22 protein-coding genes are annotated in these 20392 nt (G+C 60.5%); 7 read left to right on the forward strand and 15 right to left on the reverse strand.

Features of this window, described 5'->3' with window-relative positions:
• Positions 1-4 precede the first annotated feature (4 nt).
• On the forward strand, positions 5-1459 hold the full coding sequence (locus B2589_RS05620) for a B-box zinc finger protein (RefSeq protein ID WP_286815900.1): 1455 nt from the start codon (positions 5-7) through the stop codon (positions 1457-1459).
• Here the strand turns inward: B2589_RS05620 and B2589_RS05625 are convergent.
• Positions 1456-2901, reverse strand: coding sequence for a rhomboid family intramembrane serine protease (locus tag B2589_RS05625; protein ID WP_286815901.1), 1446 nt, complete (start codon positions 2899-2901; stop codon positions 1456-1458). The genes B2589_RS05620 and B2589_RS05625 overlap by 4 nt on opposite strands.
• Before the next feature lie 232 nt (positions 2902-3133).
• Here B2589_RS05625 and B2589_RS05630 point away from each other — a divergent pair, with 232 nt between their 5' ends.
• Positions 3134-3574 (forward strand): OmpA family protein, encoded by a 441-nt coding sequence (locus B2589_RS05630; RefSeq protein ID WP_058342040.1) that lies wholly within the window; start codon positions 3134-3136, stop codon positions 3572-3574.
• Between the two features lie 64 nt (positions 3575-3638).
• Here B2589_RS05630 and B2589_RS05635 read toward each other — a convergent pair whose 3' ends face one another.
• The 5 genes from B2589_RS05635 to B2589_RS05655 form a co-directional block, all read right to left on the reverse strand.
• Positions 3639-4040, reverse strand: a complete 402-nt coding sequence (locus B2589_RS05635) for an MAPEG family protein (protein WP_058342041.1) — start codon at positions 4038-4040, stop codon at positions 3639-3641.
• A gap of 1 nt (position 4041) precedes the next feature.
• Entirely contained in the window at positions 4042-4284 is a 243-nt protein-coding gene (locus B2589_RS05640) for a GlsB/YeaQ/YmgE family stress response membrane protein (protein ID WP_199457116.1), read from the reverse strand.
• A 63-nt stretch (positions 4285-4347) separates the two neighbouring features.
• A complete protein-coding gene (locus tag B2589_RS05645) occupies positions 4348-5067 on the reverse strand; it encodes a lysophospholipid acyltransferase family protein (protein ID WP_232902792.1) in 720 nt (239 codons plus the stop codon).
• Between the two features lie 48 nt (positions 5068-5115).
• Positions 5116-5700 (reverse strand): class GN sortase, encoded by a 585-nt coding sequence (locus tag B2589_RS05650; protein ID WP_286815903.1) that lies wholly within the window; start codon positions 5698-5700, stop codon positions 5116-5118.
• The gene (locus B2589_RS05655; RefSeq protein WP_286815904.1) at positions 5694-7847 is read right to left on the reverse strand and encodes a marine proteobacterial sortase target protein; all 2154 of its coding nucleotides are present in this window, start codon (positions 7845-7847) and stop codon (positions 5694-5696) included. Before B2589_RS05655 ends, B2589_RS05650 begins: the two co-directional genes overlap by 7 nt.
• Positions 7848-8028: 181 nt before the next feature.
• On the opposite strand from B2589_RS05655, the gene pdsR reads away from it, so the two are divergent.
• The 3 genes from pdsR to B2589_RS05670 are packed head-to-tail and all read left to right on the forward strand — an operon-like array spanning position 8029 to position 12059.
• Positions 8029-8730, forward strand: coding sequence for a proteobacterial dedicated sortase system response regulator (pdsR, locus tag B2589_RS05660; RefSeq protein ID WP_199457119.1), 702 nt, complete (start codon positions 8029-8031; stop codon positions 8728-8730).
• A gap of 3 nt (positions 8731-8733) precedes the next feature.
• Complete coding sequence (locus B2589_RS05665; protein ID WP_286815905.1) at positions 8734-10737, forward strand: ATP-binding protein; 2004 nt, start codon at positions 8734-8736, stop codon at positions 10735-10737.
• Between the two features lie 14 nt (positions 10738-10751).
• The gene (locus B2589_RS05670) at positions 10752-12059 is read left to right on the forward strand and encodes a DUF3422 family protein (RefSeq protein ID WP_286815906.1); all 1308 of its coding nucleotides are present in this window, start codon (positions 10752-10754) and stop codon (positions 12057-12059) included.
• 6 nt (positions 12060-12065) lie between these two features.
• On the opposite strand, the gene B2589_RS05675 is transcribed toward B2589_RS05670, so the two are convergent.
• Complete coding sequence (locus B2589_RS05675) at positions 12066-12845, reverse strand: ATP-binding protein (protein ID WP_286815907.1); 780 nt, start codon at positions 12843-12845, stop codon at positions 12066-12068.
• Between the two features lie 103 nt (positions 12846-12948).
• On the opposite strand from B2589_RS05675, the gene cysK reads away from it, so the two are divergent.
• Entirely contained in the window at positions 12949-13920 is a 972-nt protein-coding gene (cysK, locus tag B2589_RS05680) for a cysteine synthase A (RefSeq protein ID WP_058342049.1), read from the forward strand.
• A gap of 63 nt (positions 13921-13983) precedes the next feature.
• Here cysK and B2589_RS05685 read toward each other — a convergent pair whose 3' ends face one another.
• The 3 genes from B2589_RS05685 to B2589_RS05695 form a co-directional block, all read right to left on the reverse strand.
• Positions 13984-14562 carry a porin family protein gene (locus B2589_RS05685; RefSeq protein WP_286815908.1) on the reverse strand — a complete coding sequence of 193 codons (579 nt, stop codon included), beginning with the start codon at positions 14560-14562 and terminating at the stop codon, positions 13984-13986.
• A gap of 119 nt (positions 14563-14681) precedes the next feature.
• Positions 14682-14987: a hypothetical protein gene (locus B2589_RS05690; RefSeq protein ID WP_022988570.1), complete on the reverse strand. Its 306-nt coding sequence runs from the start codon at positions 14985-14987 to the stop codon at positions 14682-14684.
• On the reverse strand, positions 14984-15895 hold the full coding sequence (locus B2589_RS05695; RefSeq protein WP_286815910.1) for an esterase/lipase family protein: 912 nt from the start codon (positions 15893-15895) through the stop codon (positions 14984-14986). Before B2589_RS05695 ends, B2589_RS05690 begins: the two co-directional genes overlap by 4 nt.
• A gap of 225 nt (positions 15896-16120) precedes the next feature.
• Between B2589_RS05695 and B2589_RS05700 the strand changes: the two genes are divergently transcribed.
• Positions 16121-16714, forward strand: a complete 594-nt coding sequence (locus B2589_RS05700; protein WP_058342051.1) for an ATP-dependent zinc protease — start codon at positions 16121-16123, stop codon at positions 16712-16714.
• Here the strand turns inward: B2589_RS05700 and B2589_RS05705 are convergent.
• The 5 genes from B2589_RS05705 to B2589_RS05725 all read right to left on the reverse strand — a co-directional run.
• Positions 16711-17601, reverse strand: a complete 891-nt coding sequence (locus tag B2589_RS05705; RefSeq protein ID WP_286815911.1) for a DNA ligase — start codon at positions 17599-17601, stop codon at positions 16711-16713. The two genes, B2589_RS05700 and B2589_RS05705, sit on opposite strands and share 4 nt — an antisense overlap.
• A gap of 52 nt (positions 17602-17653) precedes the next feature.
• Positions 17654-18091, reverse strand: a complete 438-nt coding sequence (locus B2589_RS05710; RefSeq protein ID WP_022988574.1) for a YtoQ family protein — start codon at positions 18089-18091, stop codon at positions 17654-17656.
• A 65-nt stretch (positions 18092-18156) separates the two neighbouring features.
• Entirely contained in the window at positions 18157-18387 is a 231-nt protein-coding gene (locus tag B2589_RS05715) for a YdcH family protein (protein ID WP_286815912.1), read from the reverse strand.
• 23 nt (positions 18388-18410) lie between these two features.
• On the reverse strand, positions 18411-19430 hold the full coding sequence (locus B2589_RS05720) for a hypothetical protein (RefSeq protein ID WP_286815914.1): 1020 nt from the start codon (positions 19428-19430) through the stop codon (positions 18411-18413).
• A 14-nt stretch (positions 19431-19444) separates the two neighbouring features.
• The coding region (locus B2589_RS05725; protein ID WP_286815915.1) for a hypothetical protein at positions 19445-20392 on the reverse strand (948 nt) is incomplete at its 5' end.

A 20392-nucleotide genomic window follows, 5' to 3' on the forward strand; every position in this document is an offset into this window, starting at 1 on the left:
CTCCGTGAAGCACGATTGTCATTACCACCCGGGTGAGCCCGCCAAGTGGCATTGCGGTGAATGCCAAATGCATTATTGCACCCGCTGTATGCCCGATGCCGACACCCGGCAGCGCCGGGCCCTTTGCCCCCGCTGCAGCAAGGCCATGCGTTATCTGGGCGCCGCCACCGAAGTGGTCCCTTTCTGGCAACGGGTAGGCGCGTTTTTCCGCTACCCGTTCCATACCGACCCGCTGATCGTCATCGCCATCTGCACCCTGGTGCCGCTGATTGCACCACCCAACCTGTTCGGCGTGCTGATCTGGATTGTGCTGGCCCTGGCGCTGTTCAAGTACACCTACGCGGTGATCAACCACACCGCCGAAGGCCACCTCAAACCGCCACCCGTGGCCGTCGCCTTTACCGGTAGCGGGTTCAATATCGTGATTCTGCAGCTACTGGTGTTTGTTCTGATGGGCGGCCTTGTGGGCGCCGCCGCCATGATCGGCGGGCCGATCCTGATGATGCTGGCACTGGCCTTTGCGGTACTGGCCCTGCCCGCCAGCATCATGGTGCTGGCCATGGAGCGGTCGGTGGGTGCCGCAGTAAACCCCATGAACCTGGCGGTACTGATCTCCCGAATCGGCACCCCCTACTTCCTGCTTTATGGCTACCTGATTCTGCTGACCCTGGCCTCCGGTGCAGCCCAGGACTTTGCCGTTAACCACTTCCCCATGTGGGTAGCGCAACCCCTAGCGGGCTTTCTGAACAGTACCTTCACCCTGATCCTGTTCCACATGCTTGGCTACCTGCTGTTTCAGTACCAGGAGGAGCTAGGCTTTGCGTCAGACCTGCAGGATGAGGAAGGTATAACCGAAAACCACCAGCGGGATCGCAGCAGCCGGTTTGATGCCGACCTGGACATGAACCTGAAAGACGGCAACTACGACCGGGTACACAGCATGCTGCTGGAAGCCCTGAAGAATGACCGGGATAACCCGGTGCGCGTCGGCCAGTTATACCAGCTGCTGACCGCCCGGAACGATGCCCGGGAGCTGTACCGGTTCCACCCCAGAATCATGGCCTGGCTGGCCGCGCGGCAGGACGGTGACGGGCTGAACCGGCTGGTAGAAACCCTGCAGACGCTGGAGCCCGGCTTCAAGCTCGAAGACCCGGAACTGGCGGTAACCTGTGCCAATACCCTGTATCACCGGGGCCACCCGAAAACGGCTATCCGCCTGCTGCAGGACTTTCACAAACGCTTCCCGAACAGTGACCAGCTGGCACCCGCCTACCTGATTGTGGCCCAGGCCCTGGCCAATGGCCTTCAGCAATGGGAGAAGGCCAGCGCGTTCCTGGCGTTTATCCAGAAACGATGCGCCGGCCATCCGGTGCACCAGGATATTGAGGTGTGGCTGGAACAGGCCCGCAACCGGCAGCCTTTGAAAGGGCCGAAGGCGAGCTTTCAGGTGCCGGACTAGCCCCTTAACAACTGCCGGTAATGCCGGGCCTTGGGTTCCATCTGCAGCTTTTCGAACTCGGCCAGCAGCAACCGGCAGGCTTCCTGCACCATATCCGGCTCGGCCTTAAGGCGCATGCGTTCGAAGGCCTTTTCAGCGGCTTTCAGGTCGTGGTTTTTCAGACTGGTGAACAGCACCCGGTTATGGTCTTCCACCGCCAGCGGGTGGTGGGCTTCGCCCTTGCTGAGGTACTCGTTCCAGACTTCCAGCATCTGTTCTGGCTGCCGTCGGTTCATGGCATCGGCCATCAGGGTTCGGGCAAGGTCCCGGTATTCCGGCAGGTCCGGGCGCAACTTGGCCAGCTGGTACAGGTGCTCCAGCAATACCGTTCTGTCCGGATAGTTTTCCCTTAAAGCCTCGAACTGGCGCCGGGCCAGGTCGAATTCCATGCGGCCAACACTGGCCATGGCCTGGGCATACCCTCGGGTAAACTGCTCGTCTTGCTGCTCCGGTTCCGGCTCGAAGAACTCTTCTTTTACCTGCAACCAGCTCTTGCCCAACAGCCAGACCAGGGCAGCCCCCGCCAGCAGGCCGCCGGCGTGGGCCATGTAGGCAATACCGGTGGCCCCGGCAAACCAGTAATCGTAGATCTCCTTGCCCAGCCACACCGGCAGCATGGCAATGGCCGGCGCCCGGAAGTAGTTGAAGTACACACCCAGGAAGTAGAAAAACCGGATTTTCTGCAGGCCATAGATGGCCACGTACATACCCATCAGCCCGGATATGGAACCGGATGCGCCCACCAGCGGGACCTGGCTGCCCATGGAAAACCCGGTAAATACCAACCCGGACAGGGCCCCGCACACCAGGTAGGCCACCAGGAATTTGCCCGGGCCCAGCGCCCGCTCCACGGTAAAACCGAGCAGGAACAAGAACAGCAGGTTGCCGATGATGTGGCCCCAGCCCCCGTGCAGGAACTGGTAGGTGATCAGGGTATACAGCGACAGGTCTGACGGTACCAGCCCCAGCTGGAAGGCGCTCATGCGGCTGATCCACTGCTCCTCAATGGCACCGCGCTGCTCCGACCACTGGTTGCGCTCGGCCACCGACCAGATCAGGTCACGATTGTCTTGCAGGTACTGGTAATAATCCCGGTCAAACAGCAGGGTAACCGCCTGCCAGCCTTGTTCATCCTGCTCCCTCAGGGCCTGGAATTCCTGAAGCTCCAGCACACTCTGCTGGTCGGCTTCGAAGCGGATTTCCCGCTGCAGGTAGTCTTCGTAGGCGGGGGCTTCCAGTGCCAGCAGGTTGCCATCGAGGTACTGCTCGATCGCTGCGTCCAGCTTGCGGTCGTCTGCTCCCTGATAGAACAGGAACACCATGACACAGGCCATCATCAGGCCCAGGGTTACCCAGGGCGGGCGTTTCCAGTTGATGGCGTTCTCGGCGGGGATAATCAGCATGGGCGGTCACAATTCATCATAATCTGTCCCTGAAAAGCTGTTTTTTACCACAGCGGGGCCTTCTTTTCGCGGTGTAATGTCATCACCAGGTCACACAAATGCCATTCAATCGGTGACCAACAACCCCGTCAGGGGCTATCGACCATTAGCCAATTGTTGTTATTGCTCTATAACTGAATAGTGAAACGGCAATAACAAGAAGAACCTGACACTGGACTCAAGGATACTGCACATGACCGTACTCGTTCTGGACAACCCCGAAATGCTCGCCCGGGCCGCCCTGCTCTCCGGTGTAATGGCAGATTCGCTGGGGACAGAAGCCGGCCGCCCTCACCGCACCCGGTTCCATTATGGCTTTAACAAACATGTGCCTGACGCCGGCGATGCTGCCATTATGCGCCAGCATGCCGCCTACCTGAAAAACCACCCCGGTGTACGGGTCAGAATCCACGGCCATACCGACAACTTTGGTTCACCCGAGTACAACCGCTTCCTGGCCAGGCTGCGTGCCAACGCTGTAGCCCGGTTGCTGATTCAGGAGGGCGTGCCACAAAGTGCCATCCTGATGACCACCTGGGGCGCCGAACGCCCCCTGACCCGGCCGGAAGACCACGCAGCCAACCGGCGGGTGGAACTGGAGTATCTTACCGTGGATATGGCCCAGGCCCTCTGAAACGTCACGCGCCGTAAACAGAAACGGGGCCTCGAGGGCCCCGTTCCTTAGACAGCTATCCGACTCAGCCGTATACCTGCCAGACATTCCACAGCAGCAACAACGCCGCCACCAGTATCGCCAGCCAGGTCAGCAAAATACCGATCATTCGGGCTTTGTGGGGACCACCCTTGCCGTTGATCATGCCCCAGGCATGCAGGATTCGCCCGACCACTAATGCCATGCCTGTCCAGTAGACCAGGCCGCTGGCGACACCGTTCAACTCGGCAATAGCCAGCATGATCAGGCCAACCGGCGCGTATTCCACCAGGTTGGCGTGGGCGCGCACCGCCGCTTCAAACTCCGGGTCGTCATTTACCCCCAGACCCATGCGGTACTTGAGCCGGTATTTCACCACCTGGCCCGAGAGCACCAGCAACAACAGGCCGATAACGGCCGCGAATACTGCGGTTACGGGTACAATCATGTCAGCCCTGCTTGATCTTGTTGACCACGGCCAGCAGCAGCACAGCACCCACGGTGGCGGTCACCAGCTCACCGACCATGCTCTTTACCGCCAGGCCCAGCATGCTGAACAGCACACCGCCAATCACCGAGCCGACAATACCGATACCGATATTGGCCAGTACGCCGAAGCCTTTGCCCTTCATGATCAGACCCGCCAGCCAACCGGCCAGGCCACCGATAATCAGAAACCAGAGAAAGCTCATTTATCCACTCCCCTTATGTGGTGTTCAATCCTGCCAGAAGACTGCCCTGTTTCGGGCAGGCATTCAAGCTGTTCCGGGGCGGTGGCCGAGGGCTGTGATGGCGTCTGCCATTTGCTGGTGACACCGGGCCATCAGCTCCGGCACATCGTCACGGGTCAGGCCGGTGGTTTCTACCGGCGGCAGGATATGTACCGGCACCGGTTTCCGGCGGCCGGCCCAGCCACGGGTTTGGCCGTGATACTCGCCGGCACACACCATGGTGATGGGGGCTCCGGCGGCAATAGCCGTGTGGAAAGCGCCTTTTTTGAAGCTGCCCAGCCCCCGGCCACGGCTACGGGTGCCTTCAGGAAACACCCAGATGCTTTTGCGGTCATTGCGGATAGCATCACTGGTAGCCTGCATGGCTGCCACGGCTTTATGGGATCGGCCGCGATTGAGGATGATGTTGCCGCCGAGCCAGAACACCTGGCCGAAGAACGGCAACCACACCAGTGAGGACTTGCCCACCGCCACAGTGCGCGGCGGTAGCAGGTCGCCCACCACGAACAGGTCATCGTTCTGCTGGTGGTTGGCGATGATTACCGTGGGCCGGTCTTGCGGCATGTTTTCGGCGCCATACAAAGGGCGCTTCATACCCAGCAGACAGCGCCCCACACGGGCCAGTGTCCATGCCAGCAAACGGTTGTTATCCGGGTTGAAAGGCCGTGCGATGTAGCCAATCAGGGCCAGCATGCAAATCAGCGGAACACTCAGCCAGGCCAGAATTTTTCTTGCGACTGCCATACTGCTTTACCGTTACTCGAAATTTTGGCGCACAAGTGTACGCCAAAATCAGAGGGCGGCAACAGTATCCTTTTGTACCGGTCTGTTAACCGGTTTTGCCTCCACCACGAAACGCAGCGGGCCGTTGGCATCGAGCGCATCAAACGGGTAACAGGTTACCAGCAGCAGGGTATCCGGGCCGAAGGTGCTGGTATCGATGGACTCTGTTCTGCTGTCCACCACCCGGGTTCCGGTTACCTGGTACTGCTGCCACTGCTGGTCCTGGCCCTGCAGCTGCACCCGGTGGCCCGGCTCAATGTACTCCAGGGGCCGGAAATGGGTATCCCGGTGGCCAGCCAGAATCACCGGCCCCTGCTCCCCGGTGACCATCCGCCCCGGGCCAAATGCCAGGCTTTCTCCGTGCAGGCCCTCCAGCACAATCATCGACACCCCCAGCTCCGGCAACTCCAGCCTGGCCACCGGCCAGGTATCGGCCCAGGGCCAGGGCCGGGCTTCCACCTGTCGCGCCTGGGTTTCGGCCCAGGCCAGTGCCAGCAGCTCCTGGGCTACCAGCGCCTTGAAGGGAATCCACAAGCCAAACATCAATACGGTGGCGGAGGCACCAAACAACAGCAATAACAGACGGTTCACCATGTCGGCCTCCGGTTCAGCAGCAACATGGCCAGCGCCAGCACCAAGCCGGACAGGCCCAGTGCCGCCAGCAACGGCCAGGCGGTTGCGGTTTGCGGGTAACGCAACATGCCATCCCGGCTACCCGCTGGCAGCAAGGTGGGAACCGCCTCGGTGTCCAGCTTCTCGTCCGCCGGCCGGGCCGGTTGCTCCTCGACCGCCACAAAACTGGTGAACGGCGACATCACCCCGTGTTGCACGGACAACTCCAGGATTGCCGGCTCATCCGGCGCCTCACCCTGCAGGCGGGCAGCATCCATCAGCTCGTCTATCCGGCCCCGGGCCCACTGGCGGTTCAGGCCGCTGGCCGGGGCGGCATTGCCCAAATCAAGCCGGGTGTTCCAGGGCCGGCCGCCGGGCAAGCGGCCAGAGACCTCCAGCTCACCACCGGCGGGCACACCGCGTACCACCTGCACCAGCGGGCTACCCTGAAACAGGTCTCCGGGCCTGGCCGGCACCGTTTCCACCGGATTGCCACCGGTGGGCCAGCGCACGGTCAGATCACTCATCACCGGGGCTTCCATGGCCGCAAACAGCCCGTTCAGGGCGCGATTCACCTCACCGGTATTGTGTATCGCGGTGAACTCGCCACGGCCCCAGCGGGCCGCTTCGCGCAGAAAGTGCATATTAGGGGCCGAGCCGATGCCCACCGTGAACAACCTTCGTTCATCAAGGCCGGTACGAATCCGCTCGAACAACGCCAATTCATTGCCTACGGCACCGTCGGTGATAAACACCATCTGCTGCACCAATCCTTCTGCCGGAGCTGGCTCCATCGCCATTGCCAGTGACAGCGCCCCGGCCATTTCCGTGCCGCCGTTGGCATTCAGGCCTTCCACATACTGCCTCGCGCGGGCCAGGTAATGGCCCTCGGCCGGCACCGGGCGGGCAAACAGGCTGTGGGCCTGGGAATTGAACTGAATAACGTTGAAATAGTCCCCCGGGCGCAGGCTATCCAGTCCTTTCAGCAACGCTGAACGGGCCTGCACAATGGACTCCCCTGCCATGGACCCGGAGGTATCAATCACAAACAACAGCTCCCGACGCAACACCGGGCCGGTGGCGTCCGGGGGCAATATCATCGCCATCAGAAAATCCTCACCCTGCCACTGCTGGTGAAACACCGCCGCCGTCGGTTCCCGGCCGGTTAACGGCCGCCAGCGCACAATCAGGTCACGATCCATCAGCACTTCCCGGCCTTCCGGACGCACCACCACCCGGCCGCCGTCTGTCTCGGTCACCAGGCTGTGACTGGGGCTGGTTACCCCGGCCAGCGGGAATCCACTGTCGATGGCCAGCTCAATCCGGGCCCGGTGGCTGCGCTCATCTACATCAGCCGCCCGCACCGTGAACGGGCTGATCTCCGCAGCATCGGGCACTTGCGTGGTGGCCGTGGCCCAGCCCGCCTGCCACTGCGTTGCTGTCTCGATAAGTGATTCACCCGGCATGTAACGGGGCGTGAGCGTGGTGGGCAGGCGCAACTCGAACTCGCCGTGGCGATAGCTCACCGGTTGCTGGTAGCGAACCTCCACCCGGACGGTTTCACCGGGCGGGATATTGGCCACCCGGCTGGTAAACAGATTGGGGCGCTGCTGCTCCAGCGTGGCGGCGTGCTGGCCGGCAGACTTCGCTTTCTCGTAGGTTTCCCGGGCCTTGGCCCGGGGCTCGATGCGCCCGACTATCCGGCGCTCACCCACGGTCATGGTCAACCCGAACACAGCGGCCCGCTCCGGTAACGGAAACACGAAAATGCCTTCGTGCCATGAATCACTGGTATTGCGGAATTCCCGGGTAAGCGTGGTCTCCGCCAGCAGGCCGGACACCCGCACCTGAAACTCACTGTCCAGAACCAGTGCCGGCTGCTGCCGGTTGCCCTGGCTGTCGATCAGGTAGAGCTGGCCGGCTTCCTCAGCTTGCCCGGCTTGCCGGTCACTGGCCTCGGCATACAGCGGATGGACAAACAGCATCAGCAGAACCGCCAGCCACAGGCTCACACCTTCGGCACAGCGCAGCCAGCGGCGTTTACTGATCAAAGGGCGAATGGTGCGGGTCGTTTGCGGATAAAGGTCGGCCCGGACGGCCGGGTTGGCAAGCAGCGATAGCAACATCATCACGGCATCCTTTTTAGTGGAAGTTGGTGATGCCATTGCAACAGCCGGAACGGGCACCTCCGTGGCAGAAACGGGCAGGCCGGCGACAAAAAATGATGAATTATGGCAATCAGGCCAGCACAACTTGTACCAGCCCTTGAGCGTGGTTTAATGGCTACACATTCCGGTGAAACACACAGCCATGAAAAAACACATTGTTCTGATAGAAGACGAAGCCGGTATCCGCGACAACTACCGGGCCGCGTTTGAACGCCGGGGCTACCGGGTATCCGCCTACGGTGACCGGCCCTCCGCCTGGCAGGTGCTGCGCCAGAGCCTGCCAGACCTGGCTATTATCGATGTGGGCCTGGGCGACGAACCGGAAGGCGGCTTTACCCTGTGCCAGGATTTGCGGGCCCTGTCGGCCACCCTGCCGATTATTTTCCTGACCGCCCGGGACAGCGACATCGACTCGGTACACGGCCTGCGCCTGGGCGCCGACGACTACGTAACCAAGGACATGAGCCTGGACCATTTGCTGGCCCGCATCACCGCCCTGCTGCGCCGGGCCGAGGCCTGGGCCGAAGCCCTGCAAAAGCCGGACGAAGTGATTCACCGGGGCCGGATGACCATGAATGTAGACCGCATGACGGTAGCCTGGAACGACCAGCCGGTGGACCTGACGGTGACCGAATTCTGGATGCTGCACGCACTGGTCCAGCACCCCGGCCATGTCCGCACCCGGGACCAGCTGATGGAAGCCGCCAGCACCGTGCTGGACGACAACACGGTGACATCCCACATCAAACGCATCCGGCGCAAATTCATTCAGCTGGACGAGACCTTTGATGGCATCCAGACCGCCTACGGCATGGGCTACCGCTGGAATGCCCGTGAGGTGTAACCCTTGAGCCTGAAGCGCCAGCTGTTCCTGGCCAACCTGCTGATGCTGCTGATCCCCTGGGCCGGCCTCAGTTTTGTGCTGGAGCTGGACGCGGCCCTGCGCCAGCAAACCCTGCAGCAGCTGCAAACCCAGAGCACCCGGCTGACCGAACTGGCCGACGATCTGCTGCTGGGGCAACCGGCCATTGGCGCCGACCCGGTGGTGTATGCCCGCCCCGTGCAGACGCCAGGCGACACCTTTGTCTGGCCCAGCTATGAAGACCAGGACCACCGGCAACCCTGGCAAAGCGCCGCAACCCGCCCGGGCGAGCCACAATTGCGCTGGCAGGCAGCGGCGGATGATCGTTACCTGTACCTGCTGGCCGACATTCAGCATCACCCGTTGACCCCCTTCAATCCGGCCCGGCCGGAGCAACCCTATGATCGCTTCGAACTCTGGCTGCAGGCCCCCGCCAGCGAGCTGGAACAACCCGCCGGCCCCCGCATCTGGCAAATCAAACCGGATGAAGTGCGGGCCACCACCGCCAGCGAGCCGGAACAGTGGGACTACCGGGTCCATGCCAACTGGCGTATCCGCACCTCCAGCTGGCAGCTGGAAGTGCGAATGCCACTGCCCGCCCAGGGCAGCCGGCTGGGTTTCCGGGTGGCCCGCAGCGATACCGGCGCAACTCTGGCCGGAACCGGGACCGAGCCCCTGCCAGCACTGATCTATCCTCACCGGGTTCTGGAGCGGGCCCTGGGCCGGCAACTGGGCCCCGGACAGCAGGTCACCATCACCGAGCCCGCCGGCTGGATAACCGCCAGCGTCAGCCGGGAGGGCCGGGATAGCACCGACTTCGAGAACCTGTCGCCCGGGCAGATTCTGGACACCCTGACCCTCAACGGTCTGCGCGCCCTGGTGCGCTGGTATCAACCGGAGCCAGCAGTCCTGGCCGGCACCGACTTCCAGCTGAACACCCGCCAGGTGCCCGACAACGGGCTGGTGAAACACCCGGACGACTCCCTGTGGCTGGCCACCGCCCACCCGTTGTTCGACGGCCGCTCCATGCTGCTGGAGCAATCCCTGGACCAATTGCTGAGCGTATCCGGCTCGGCTCTGGGCAGTGTGCTGGCCCGCTCCCTGTTGATCATTCTGGCGCTGACACTGGTGTTGCTGGGCTATGCCAGCTGGCTGTCATGGCGCATTACCCGCCTGCAGCGGCTGGTGAGTGCCAGCGTGGATGACGACGGCCGCATCCTCGGCCCGGTGCCTGTGCCAAGATCCGGCGATGAGCTGGGCCAGTTGCAGCAGCACTTCGGCCAGATGGTCGACCGCCTGCAAAGCTATAACCGATACCTGGAAAGTTTTTCCCGCCGGCTGTCCCACGAGCTGAAAACCCCGGTGGCCGTGGTGCGCTCCTCGCTGGAGAACCTCGCCCACAGCCAGTCGGAAACCGAGCGCCGGGAATACCTGGAGCGGGCTTCCGCCGCCACCGAGCGCCTGCGCCGCATCCTCACCAGCATGAGCGAAGCAGCCCGGCTGGAACAGAGCTTTGACCAGGCCGACAAAGAACCCTTTGACCTGGCCGAGGTCGCCAGCCAGGCCTGTGCTGCCTACCAACAGCTGGATGACCGGCACCGGATTCACTATCAGGGACCGCCCAATGGCTGCCCCCTGCTGGGCAACCCGGAAATGCTGGTACAAATGCTCGACAAGCTGGTGGATAACGCCCGGGATTTCACCCCGGAACAGGGCAACATCGAGGTACGCCTGCAACATCGAACAGACCACTACCAGCTGGATGTCTTCAACGAAGGCTCACAGCTGCCGGAAACCGCCGGTGTGGATATCTTCGGTGCCTTTGTCACCCGAAGGGAAGGCAAGGCCGAAGGCCACCTGGGCCAGGGCCTGCTGATTGTCCGACTGATTGCCGACTACCATGGTGGTAAGGTGGAAGCCTTCAACCAGCACCATAACGGAATTGACGGCGTGTGCTTCCGCGTTATCATCCCTGTACAACCAGCATAACCAAGGACAACTCCGTGACCTCCCAGCCACGCTCCCTGGATTTCCACCCGCTCCGGGCCGATCTGTACCAGGAGCTCCATTCCCGCCCGTTCCAGGTGCTGCCTTCACGCGCCCGGGTTACCCAGATCGCCCTGCTGACCACCCCGGCCCAGCGGCAAAGCCAGTTCCGCCACCTGCAGAACCTGCACCGGTTGCTGGGCGAACACTGGCCGGAACAGGAAGTAAGTTGCTACGAACAGGATTTCGGCCCGCTGCGCATCCGCCGGGAAGTGCACATGGAGTTCACCACCTACACCTTCACCAACCTGCGGGACTCCGATGCCGATCCGTTTGCCGAAACCGGCATCAGCCTGCTGCCGGACGGCTGGCTGAACGAACTCGAAGGCACGGTGGTAGGGGCCTTCCATGTGGAAGTACGGCCATCGTCTGAAAGCGCCCGCAACGAGCTGGCGTTCATGCGTAAACACTTTGAAGGCATGCGCCTGGTGGGTAGCAGTCCGCAGGAAGGGGCGGCGCGGATTCTGGGCACCTTCCAGTTGCACAGCGACCAGTTCGGGCGGTTTATGGTGCTTAACCACAGCATGTCAGACAGCCAGCTGGGCCGGTTGGTGCAGCGCCTGATGGAAATCGAAACCTACCGGCTGATGTCGCTGCTGGCCCTGCCCCTGGCCCGGGAAATCACCCCGGCCCTGAACGACATGGATCAGCAACTGGTAAACATCACACAGTCACTGGCCGACAACGAAACCCTGGACGAACAAAAGATCCTGGCGGAGCTGACCAACATTGCCTCGCGCATTGAAGCTTTCCGGGCCCATTCCACCTTCCGCTTTTCCGCCACCCGGGCCTACCACCGGCTGGTACTGACCCGGCTGGAAGAACTGCGGGAAGACGAAGTGTCCGGACACCTCACCCTCACCGAGTTCATGACCCGGCGCCTGACCCCGGCGGTGAAAACCTGTGAGGCCGTGGGTGAACGGCTGGAAGACCTGTCGCGCCGGGTAGACCGGGCCTCGGATATGATGCGCACACGGGTGGAACTGGCCATCCAGAGCCAGAACCAGCAACTGCTCAGCTCCATGGACCGGCGCTCGCGCATCCAGCTGATGATGCAGCACACCGTGGAAGGCTTCTCGGTGGTGGCCATTTCCTACTACCTGATCGGCCTGCTGAAGCTGGCACTGGATACCCTGCGCGAGGCCGGCGTAGCCTTTAATCACTCGCTGGTGCTGGGCGTTGCCATTCCGGTGGTGATGGTGCTGGTGTTCATCGGCATCCGCATGATTCACCACCGGTTTATCAAGATGGCCCGCCGGCAGTAGCCGGCCTCAGGTGAACCGGGGGTCGCCGGCAAACTGGCGGAAAAACTGCTGGGCGGTGCGGCCGTTGCGTACGCCCTTGCCGGTGGCAAAGCGCACCGCTTCGATATGCAGTTGCTCCCGGTCTGCCACTTGCGGGAACAGGGCATCCACCGCCTGCAGGTAGATATCCTGGGAGAAGGGATAGAACGACAGCTGCAGGCCAAAGCGGTCGGCCAGCGACACCTGCTCCTCGATAGCCTCCGCCGGATGCAACTCGCCATCCCGCACTTCGCTTTTCACATTGTCGCTCATGAACTCCGGCATCAGGTGCCGGCGGTTGGAGGTGGCATACACCCGCACATTCTCCGGCGGCAGCTCCAGTGAGCCTTCCAGCACGCTCTTCAGCGCCTTGTAACCGGACTCCCCCACATCGAACGACAGGTCATCGCAGAAGATCACAAACCGGTACGGCAGGTCACAGATGTCATCGACAATTTCCGGCAGGTTTACCAGGTCGTCTTTGTCCACCTCGATCATCCGCAGCCCCTGATCCCGGTAACGGTTCAGCAAGGCCTTGATCAGCGACGACTTGCCGGTACCCCGGGAGCCCCAGAGCAGTGCGTTGTTGGACGGCTCACCGGCCAGAAAACGCTCGGTATTGCGGGCCAGGGCCTGTTTTTGTCGCGCGATGCCGGTGAGATCGTCCCAGCTGATCGGGTCCAGCCGGCGAATGGCCCGCAGGCCCGAACGGTGGCGACGCCAGACCGCAGCCGGACTCTGTGCCCAGTCGAAGGGGGGTTCGTTCATAACCTTACTCCGTTTGGTTCTGAATATGCCCGCTCACAGTCTGGCCTTGGCCAGACCTGTAGGGGTAGGATCTGCAGATCTTATCAGACACCAGGAGCAAACCATGGCACGCATCTATAACGACAATTCCCTTTCCATCGGCAACACCCCCTTGGTAAGACTGAACCGGGTGAACGACGGCGCCACGATCTGGGCCAAGATTGAAGGCCGCAACCCGGCCTATTCCGTCAAGTGCCGCATTGGCGCCGCCATGATCTGGGATGCGGAAAAACGCGGCGTTCTGAAGCCCGGCATGACTATCGTTGAGCCCACCAGCGGCAACACCGGTATTGCCCTGGCCTACGTGGCAGCCGCCCGGGGTTACAAGCTGGTACTGACCATGCCTGCCTCCATGAGCCTGGAACGCCGCAAGGTGCTGAAAGCCCTGGGCGCCGACCTGGTACTGACCGAACCCGCCAAGGGCATGGCCGGCGCCATTGCCAGGGCGGAAGAACTGGTGGCGGCAGACCCGGACAACCACTTCCTGCCCCAGCAGTTCGAGAACCCGGCCAACCCGCGCATCCATGAAGACACCACCGGCCCGGAAATCTGGAACGACACCGACGGCGAAGTGGACATCTTTGTTTCCGGCGTAGGCACCGGTGGCACCCTGACCGGGGTTTCCCGTTACCTCAAACAGACCAAGGGCAAGGCTGTGACCACCGTAGCCGTGGAGCCCACCGACTCCCCGATCATCACCCAGGTGCGCAGCGGCCAGGACCCGAAGCCGGCCCCCCACAAAATCCAGGGCATTGGTGCCGGCTTTATTCCGGGCAACCTGGATATGGACCTGGTGGACCAGGTTGAAGCCATCAGCAACGAAGACGCCATGGCCATGGCGCACCGGATGATGAAAGAAGAAGGCATTCTGTGCGGCATCTCCTGCGGAGCTGCAGTAGCGGCAGCCGTCCGGGTAAGCAAACAGCCGGAGCACCAGGGCAAGAACATTGTGGTGATCCTGCCGGATTCCGCCGAGCGCTACCTGTCTACGGCGCTGTTTGCCGACACCTTTGGCGAGCTGGAAAACCAGCAGTAATCCAGGTTCCTTAAACGCAAAAAGCGCAGCCTCGCCGGGCTGCGCTTTTTGGTTTCAGGCGGCTCAAAACTGGAACTTCAGGCCCACCCGGCCAGTATCGAAGTCCGGGCCGTCATTGGTCACTTGGCCGTTGAAGTCGTCTTCATCGATATCCACGTTGTAGCGGTTGTATTCGGCGAACGCTGTCAGCTGCTCGGTCACCCGGAAGTCGACACCCGCGCCAACAAACGGGTTTACTTCATCGTAGGTTTCACTTTCATCAAACGCTTCAACATCAAAGGCTGAAGCAAAGGCACCGGCCTTGGCATACACACCAAAGCTCTGGGTCAGCGGCAGACGGCCAATGGCACTCAAACCGGCCCCTTTAAGCTTGCCCTCTACCTCGTCATCACCGAAGTTGCCGAAATCGATGTACTCGGCCTCCAGGGCGAAGAATTCGTTGAACTGGTAACCCAAGGCAGCACCCAGCAAGTCGTTCTCATCCTCGAACTCGCCACCGTGGGACTTGTAGCCCCCGTAGCTACCGCTGATGTAGGGGCCGGATTGATCACGGCTGACGCTGTCCTGCGCCCAGACGGCCGGGGCGGTGAATACAGCAGCACTCAGAACGGTGACACACGCAAAACTGGCTTTGTAGCTCATAACGCGTTTTCCTCTGTGGTCAGGTTTCCATTCGTCGAAACGAACAACCGGGACGACTCGTTCCCGATTGCGTGAACCTACCCTACCGGGGAAATTTCGCGTTTTGGGTTAAAACCGTACTAAGAATTATTCACATTCAGGTCATGTTTCCGGACATGACCCGCAGCGGCCCTGGCGGCCAGTCCGGCGGCTGCCCGCCCGGCCAGCGACAAGCCGGTATAGCTCAGGCGGGATATTTCGTGGTGGCAGACACGCACGATGCGACTGCTGTGCCGGGTTGCGGGAATGGCTTCCAGCACCCGAAAGCTCTCATCCGCCACCGAAAGGTGAATCCGTTGCAGCTTGACCGCTCCGTGTTGCACGCCATGGGCCAGCAGGTCTGCCACGCCGAGCCACCAATGGGCATTGCTATGGGTTGGTTTCATACCAGCCACTCCTCAAGTTGCCGTGCTACGGCTGAATGATGGGCCAGGCGGATGTGATCCACCCCCGGAAAATTCGCTGTGCCGGTCAGCTGCCAGCCCGGCTGCCTGGCACCCCGGGCGCTGGCCTCATGCACCAGCGCATCGCCAAACAAGGCATTCACCAGGTGCTCTTCACCCCTGGCCAGCAGGCCGCTGATCACATAATGCCGGGCGCCGGCTAACAGCGGCTGGTGCGCCGTGCCCGGTTCAAACACCTCGCCCCGTGACAGGTTGCGAATGCCTTCACTGCGCAGGTCGATCACCTCGCCCACCACCTTCAGGTAATCCCGGGGCACCCGGTTGAGCCAGCCGGCGGCCTTGTGGGCACCGACTGCCAGCCAGGAACCGTCGTGGGGCGAGCCGATGTACACGCAGTCCGGGTTCAGCCGAACCCAGCTATCATCATTTTCCGCTCCGTAATGACAGGCACTGCGAATCAGCAGGCCGCCCATGCTGTGGCCGATCAGGACAAGGCGTGTTACCGGTACCGGCCAATTGCTGACCAGCCGCTCCAGCAGCGCGGCCAGGTCCTGGCCATTGCGATAGATGGGCCGACCGGAATTGAAACGGAGCTTGAGGGCCGAAGCATCCCCTAACCGTTCAGCCAGCCCGGTGCCATAGTGCTTGCCTGGCTGGCCCGGAAAATCCCATACTGATTCCAGCTCCATTAAGCCATGGATGGACAGGCACAGCACACTGCCCGGCGCAGCGGGCCGGGGGTTCAGAAGATCCAGCGGCTCGCCGTCGGCAAACACCGTCATCGGCACCGCCAGTGCGTTGCCCCGGTGCTCTAGCCAGTCACCCAGAAAGCCGCTGGCGATGGCTGAAATGTGTTGCTGGACTCGCCCAGCGGAAGGAACAGACACCATGGTTATCTCCCGTGTATCCTTCCAGTGTACGCCCTTGGCGGTGCTTTGCACTGGCCATTTTCGGGCCAGAATGCGGCCCCGGGGCAAACCGGAGTGCCGTGGCTCAACGTTTGTTAATCTGCCCGAAAGGGCGACAGACACCTGATCCTGCTAGTCTTTGTGCCCGTACCACCCAAACCGGCCGTGCGCGCCTGTTGTCCACTGAGCAGCCAGAGGAAGTAGCCTATGCGATTTGCCATCATCGCCCTGACGAGCCTGTTGTTCTCAGCCAGCCCGGCCCTTGCCGAGCCCCAACCAGAAAGCTCTGCCGAACCGGAAGTGCTCGGTTTCATTGAGTGGGTGGTGATGGGCGAAACCGGCATCCGGCTGAAAGCGCGCCTGGACACCGGCGCCAAAACCTCATCGCTGCATGCGGTGAACGTGGAAAGCTTCGAGAAAGACAACGAGGAGTGGGTACGCTTCCAGTTGCCGCTGGGCGATCATGAAGACCAGCCCAGCGAAGGTGAGCTGGAACACGACGAAGTCATCCTGGAATTCGAGCGGCCGGTTTACCGCACGGTGCTGATCAAGCGCAAAGGTGCGCCCTCCCAGCGCCGGCATGTGGTGAAAATGGAATTCTGCATCGCCGGCAAGATGCACGAAACCCAGTTTTCCCTCACCGACCGGGGCAAGTTCGCCTATCCGGTACTGCTGGGCCGCCGGTTTATGCGGGATGACAACATCCTGACCGATTCCGCCAGAAGCTTTGTTGCCGAACAGGAATGTGAATACAGCACACTGGAAGAGCTCGCCGAGAGCAGCAAGGCGGTAGAGCCCTAATCGGGGCTCACCTCCGGCTCATCATTTCGCACGCGCAGAAAGCTGGCAAACCTGGGCAAGCCGGTGGCCGTGAAGCCCCGGTAGCGGAAGGTGATCACCGTGCCAACAGTCGGCGGATTGTGTCGCTCAACATCACTGAATCCGGTGCCAATACGAAAGCGGCGGCCATTGGCCAACTCCACTTCCAGCGATCCCATCAGCCCCTTGTACTTGCCCTTACCTTGCAGGTGACCAACCACCGTAGCTTCGGCATCGTCGTGGGTTTTCACTTTCAGCAGATCATCTGAACGGCCGGCCTGGTACCGGCTGTTTCTGCGCTTGAGCATCAGGCCTTCCGCACCGGCAGCCACGACCTGTTCAAGCTCTGCCACCAGTTCAGGATGGCTGGCAACCGGGCGCTGCACCACCAAGGCCAGGTACGGTGAACCAGACGCTTCAACCAGCTGCTTCAACTGCCGGTAACGCCCCTCGAACACGGTGTCCGGCAGCGGCAGGTCAAACACGTGAAACCTCACCTGACGCCATTCCTCGTCCACCGGCTGCCCCTTGCGCACCACCCCGGACAACTCGGCAAAGCGCCCGCGACCGTTCCAGAGTTCACCGTCCAGCGGATGTGACGGAAACTGCGCCGTAAACCAGTCCGGCGCCGCATACACATGCCCTCCCCGGGACCAGAGCTTCTCGCCATCCCAATAAGCCCGGACACCGTCCAGCTTTTCACTGACCCAGTAATCCTCGAGGTTTACGCTTGGGTGATAGACATTCGCCAGGGGAATGGCCGGAGGCCCCGCATTAGCCTGAGGCGGATAAGTGGCAAGTAACGAAAGAAAAAGCAGGCTGAGTGCCAGGGCTGCTGCCCTGGCACTGCCGGTCGTGAAGAGTGGCATGTTCCTTTGCCCTTTTTACATCCTGTTGAAGGTATTCCGAAAAACTCTGTTCTCAGGCAGTTACATACTTCAGCAGCTCAACCACCTGTTCCGGCGTTTGTGCCCAAGCCATGGCAGCTGCATCGACTTCCTTGAGCGGGTGCACGATATCTTCATCATGCAGCGTGATGTAAGGCGTGCCCATGGCGGCACAGTAGCCGGCGTCGAAGGCCGCGTTCCACTGCTTGTACTTGTCGCCAAAACGGATAACCGCCAGGTCGCACTGTTCAATCAGGGTTTTGGTGCGGATGGCGTTCACCTTGGAAGACTGGTGATCACGCCAGAAGTTGCTCTCCGGCTTGCCCAGGAAGTCGCCCGCAGCGTCGCTGGATTCGTGGTCGGTATTGGCAGAGGTGAACTCAACCGGCAGGCCGGCCGCCTCGGCACCCGCAGCAATCTGCTCACGCCAGTCGGTGTGGATTTCGCCGGAAAGGTATACGGTCCAGATCATTTTGGGCTCCTTAAGCTGAATTAAAGCCGGCCAGTCTAACCTACCGGCCGGCTATAATGTAGGTATCAGCCCGCGACGGAAGCCTCATGCTCACGAATCATGGTGTAAAGCTGATCCTTCAGGTGCAGGCGTTTTTTCTTCTGCTCTTCCAGATACTCGTCTGATGTGTTCTCAACACCGGTTTCGATGCGGTGAACCTCGTGGTCGAGATCATGGTACTCGTCAAACAGCTTGGCAAAGTGGCTGTTGCTGGTTTTCAGTTGAGCGCTCTTGATCAACGTCAACCCGATGGCCATCAACCATGACTCACGGCCTTTTGTTACCACTTGTTGTTGTGCAGTTTGTGTCGATTGTCCTGCTTGAACCGCTCGTATTCCTGCTTGCTCATATCCCGCCAGTAACGGGGATTACGACCGGCTTTCTCATCATGGCGAACCGTGCGGGGATCCTGGTGACGGAAGGATTCGAACAGCGGAATATCCGGCAGTGGCTGGGTGACATCCATGTACCGGCAAACCAGCAGCCAGAAAGCCAGGACGTCTTCCCGGTTAGTGGTGGCTGGCATCAACTGGTTCAGGGGTAAGGCCCACTCTTCAGTTTTGTGTACCAGGTTCAGTCGATACCAGAGGTTGCCCTGACGATCCGGCAAGGTAACCAGGTAACCATCCCATTCATCGAAGGGTGCCTGGGCACTGATCTCACCTGCCCGCTCGTCCGTGTCCGGATCGTAGTAGAGGGTCACCATGCCGGTGCGACGGTTCAGCTCCCATTTGGGGCCTTTGGGGCGGCGGTAGATGATGTGGGGGAAGTGCTTTTCAAGAAAGCGACCTATCGCCCAAAATAAAAAAGCCGGTGCATAGAGATATGCGACAAAAGGGAAAACCGCTTCCGTCCAGAAAGCGTGAGCGCCAATTTCTTCGCCTATGTTGAACCAAGTCATCAACATGGCTATGACAAACAAACCAAACAACCAGGTCGCTATAAAGCGGCCGCCATGCTGCATCCACAACAAAGCCCAACTCACGCGAGGAAGTGTTGCGAATCGGATGCTGATTCCGTTGATCCAGCCTGCTGGATTATAGGGCTCTCCGCCTTCGGCCGCTTCTCGCTCGAACTGGCGCCTGAGATTATCCTCTTCCACCATGACTTCGGGCGACCAGGTTTCCAAAGCCTTGGGTGGAAAAACACCAGAGCGGCTGCTTTTCGCAAGCGGCCGGCCACCCTGAGTCCAGCCATTTATGAACAGTTTACTTTGTTCAGATGGAGCAATAGGTTCAGGGCTTTTTCTGTTGCCACGATACGCGGTGTCTTCGTACTGAAGCGAGGCAGCGTTACTCATAGAATCCTTCCTGTCTAGCTTGTACCGTGGGTTTTCTGGCTCGCCCAGAAAAGCAGCTTATCTGATTCAAAATCCGGATCACCATGGGCCGCCGGATCAAATCGAGTACCGTCTGCAAGTTTGGGAGCCGGAAAAACCAATTTGCGGCACCGATCAGCACCGCTCCAGATCGACGACCATTGGGCACGCACTTCCAACCCTGAAACTGTACTGCCGGATTTTCGCTCTGGTAATTCCAAATACAGTTTTATCCCGTTTTCGAGCGGTTCCTCCACCACAACCTTTACGTTCTGGATCCTAGTGACCTGACGGGCCCCTAATCCCCAGCTTGATCCCATGTAAGATGCTTCAACAATTCTTAATTCGGACCTCAATGAAACCTCATCCAACAACCCGTACAAGTTGTTCTCTATAGTCACTTCCGCGTTTATAGCGGAAAGCTTTCGATCCTGCTCCAAAGTCGGGGCATAACCACGTTTAACCGCATTAATGTTGAAGTTATACACGTTCTTTACAGCAATTCGCGGCCGGCTAAGAAGGTTGGTCAGCCGATAAAAAGACTCGTCCGGATCATTCTTTAAATGCTTAAACTCGCTGTCATTCTCTCTTCCAAACGGACCACGTTTCAGCCACTCTTCTAAAGGTTCATCATCGAGAAAAACTGCCGCAACTCCTCCAGCGATCGCCAGTGTCAGGCCAAGGGCCACCCAACCCCACGGGCCCGCAAGGGCTAACCACCCGGCTCCTTTACCGGCTACCTGCGCCAACAACATACCACCGTACATCGTCATGCCAGTGCCAATAATCGACACCCCATACGCTGCGGCTGCATCATAATCACCGGAGTTCACTTCATGAATAAGATCCAACACCGAGACTATAACGGCCAGTCCACCAGTGGCCATACCGCCAACGACCCGTGTAGTAATCACTTTCGGAAGCGCTTTGGCCAGAGATGGGAA

Origin of the sequence: Marinobacter sp. UBA3607 (assembly GCF_002375525.1) — a bacterium.
GTDB classification, from domain to species: Bacteria; Pseudomonadota; Gammaproteobacteria; order Pseudomonadales; family Oleiphilaceae; genus Marinobacter; species Marinobacter vinifirmus.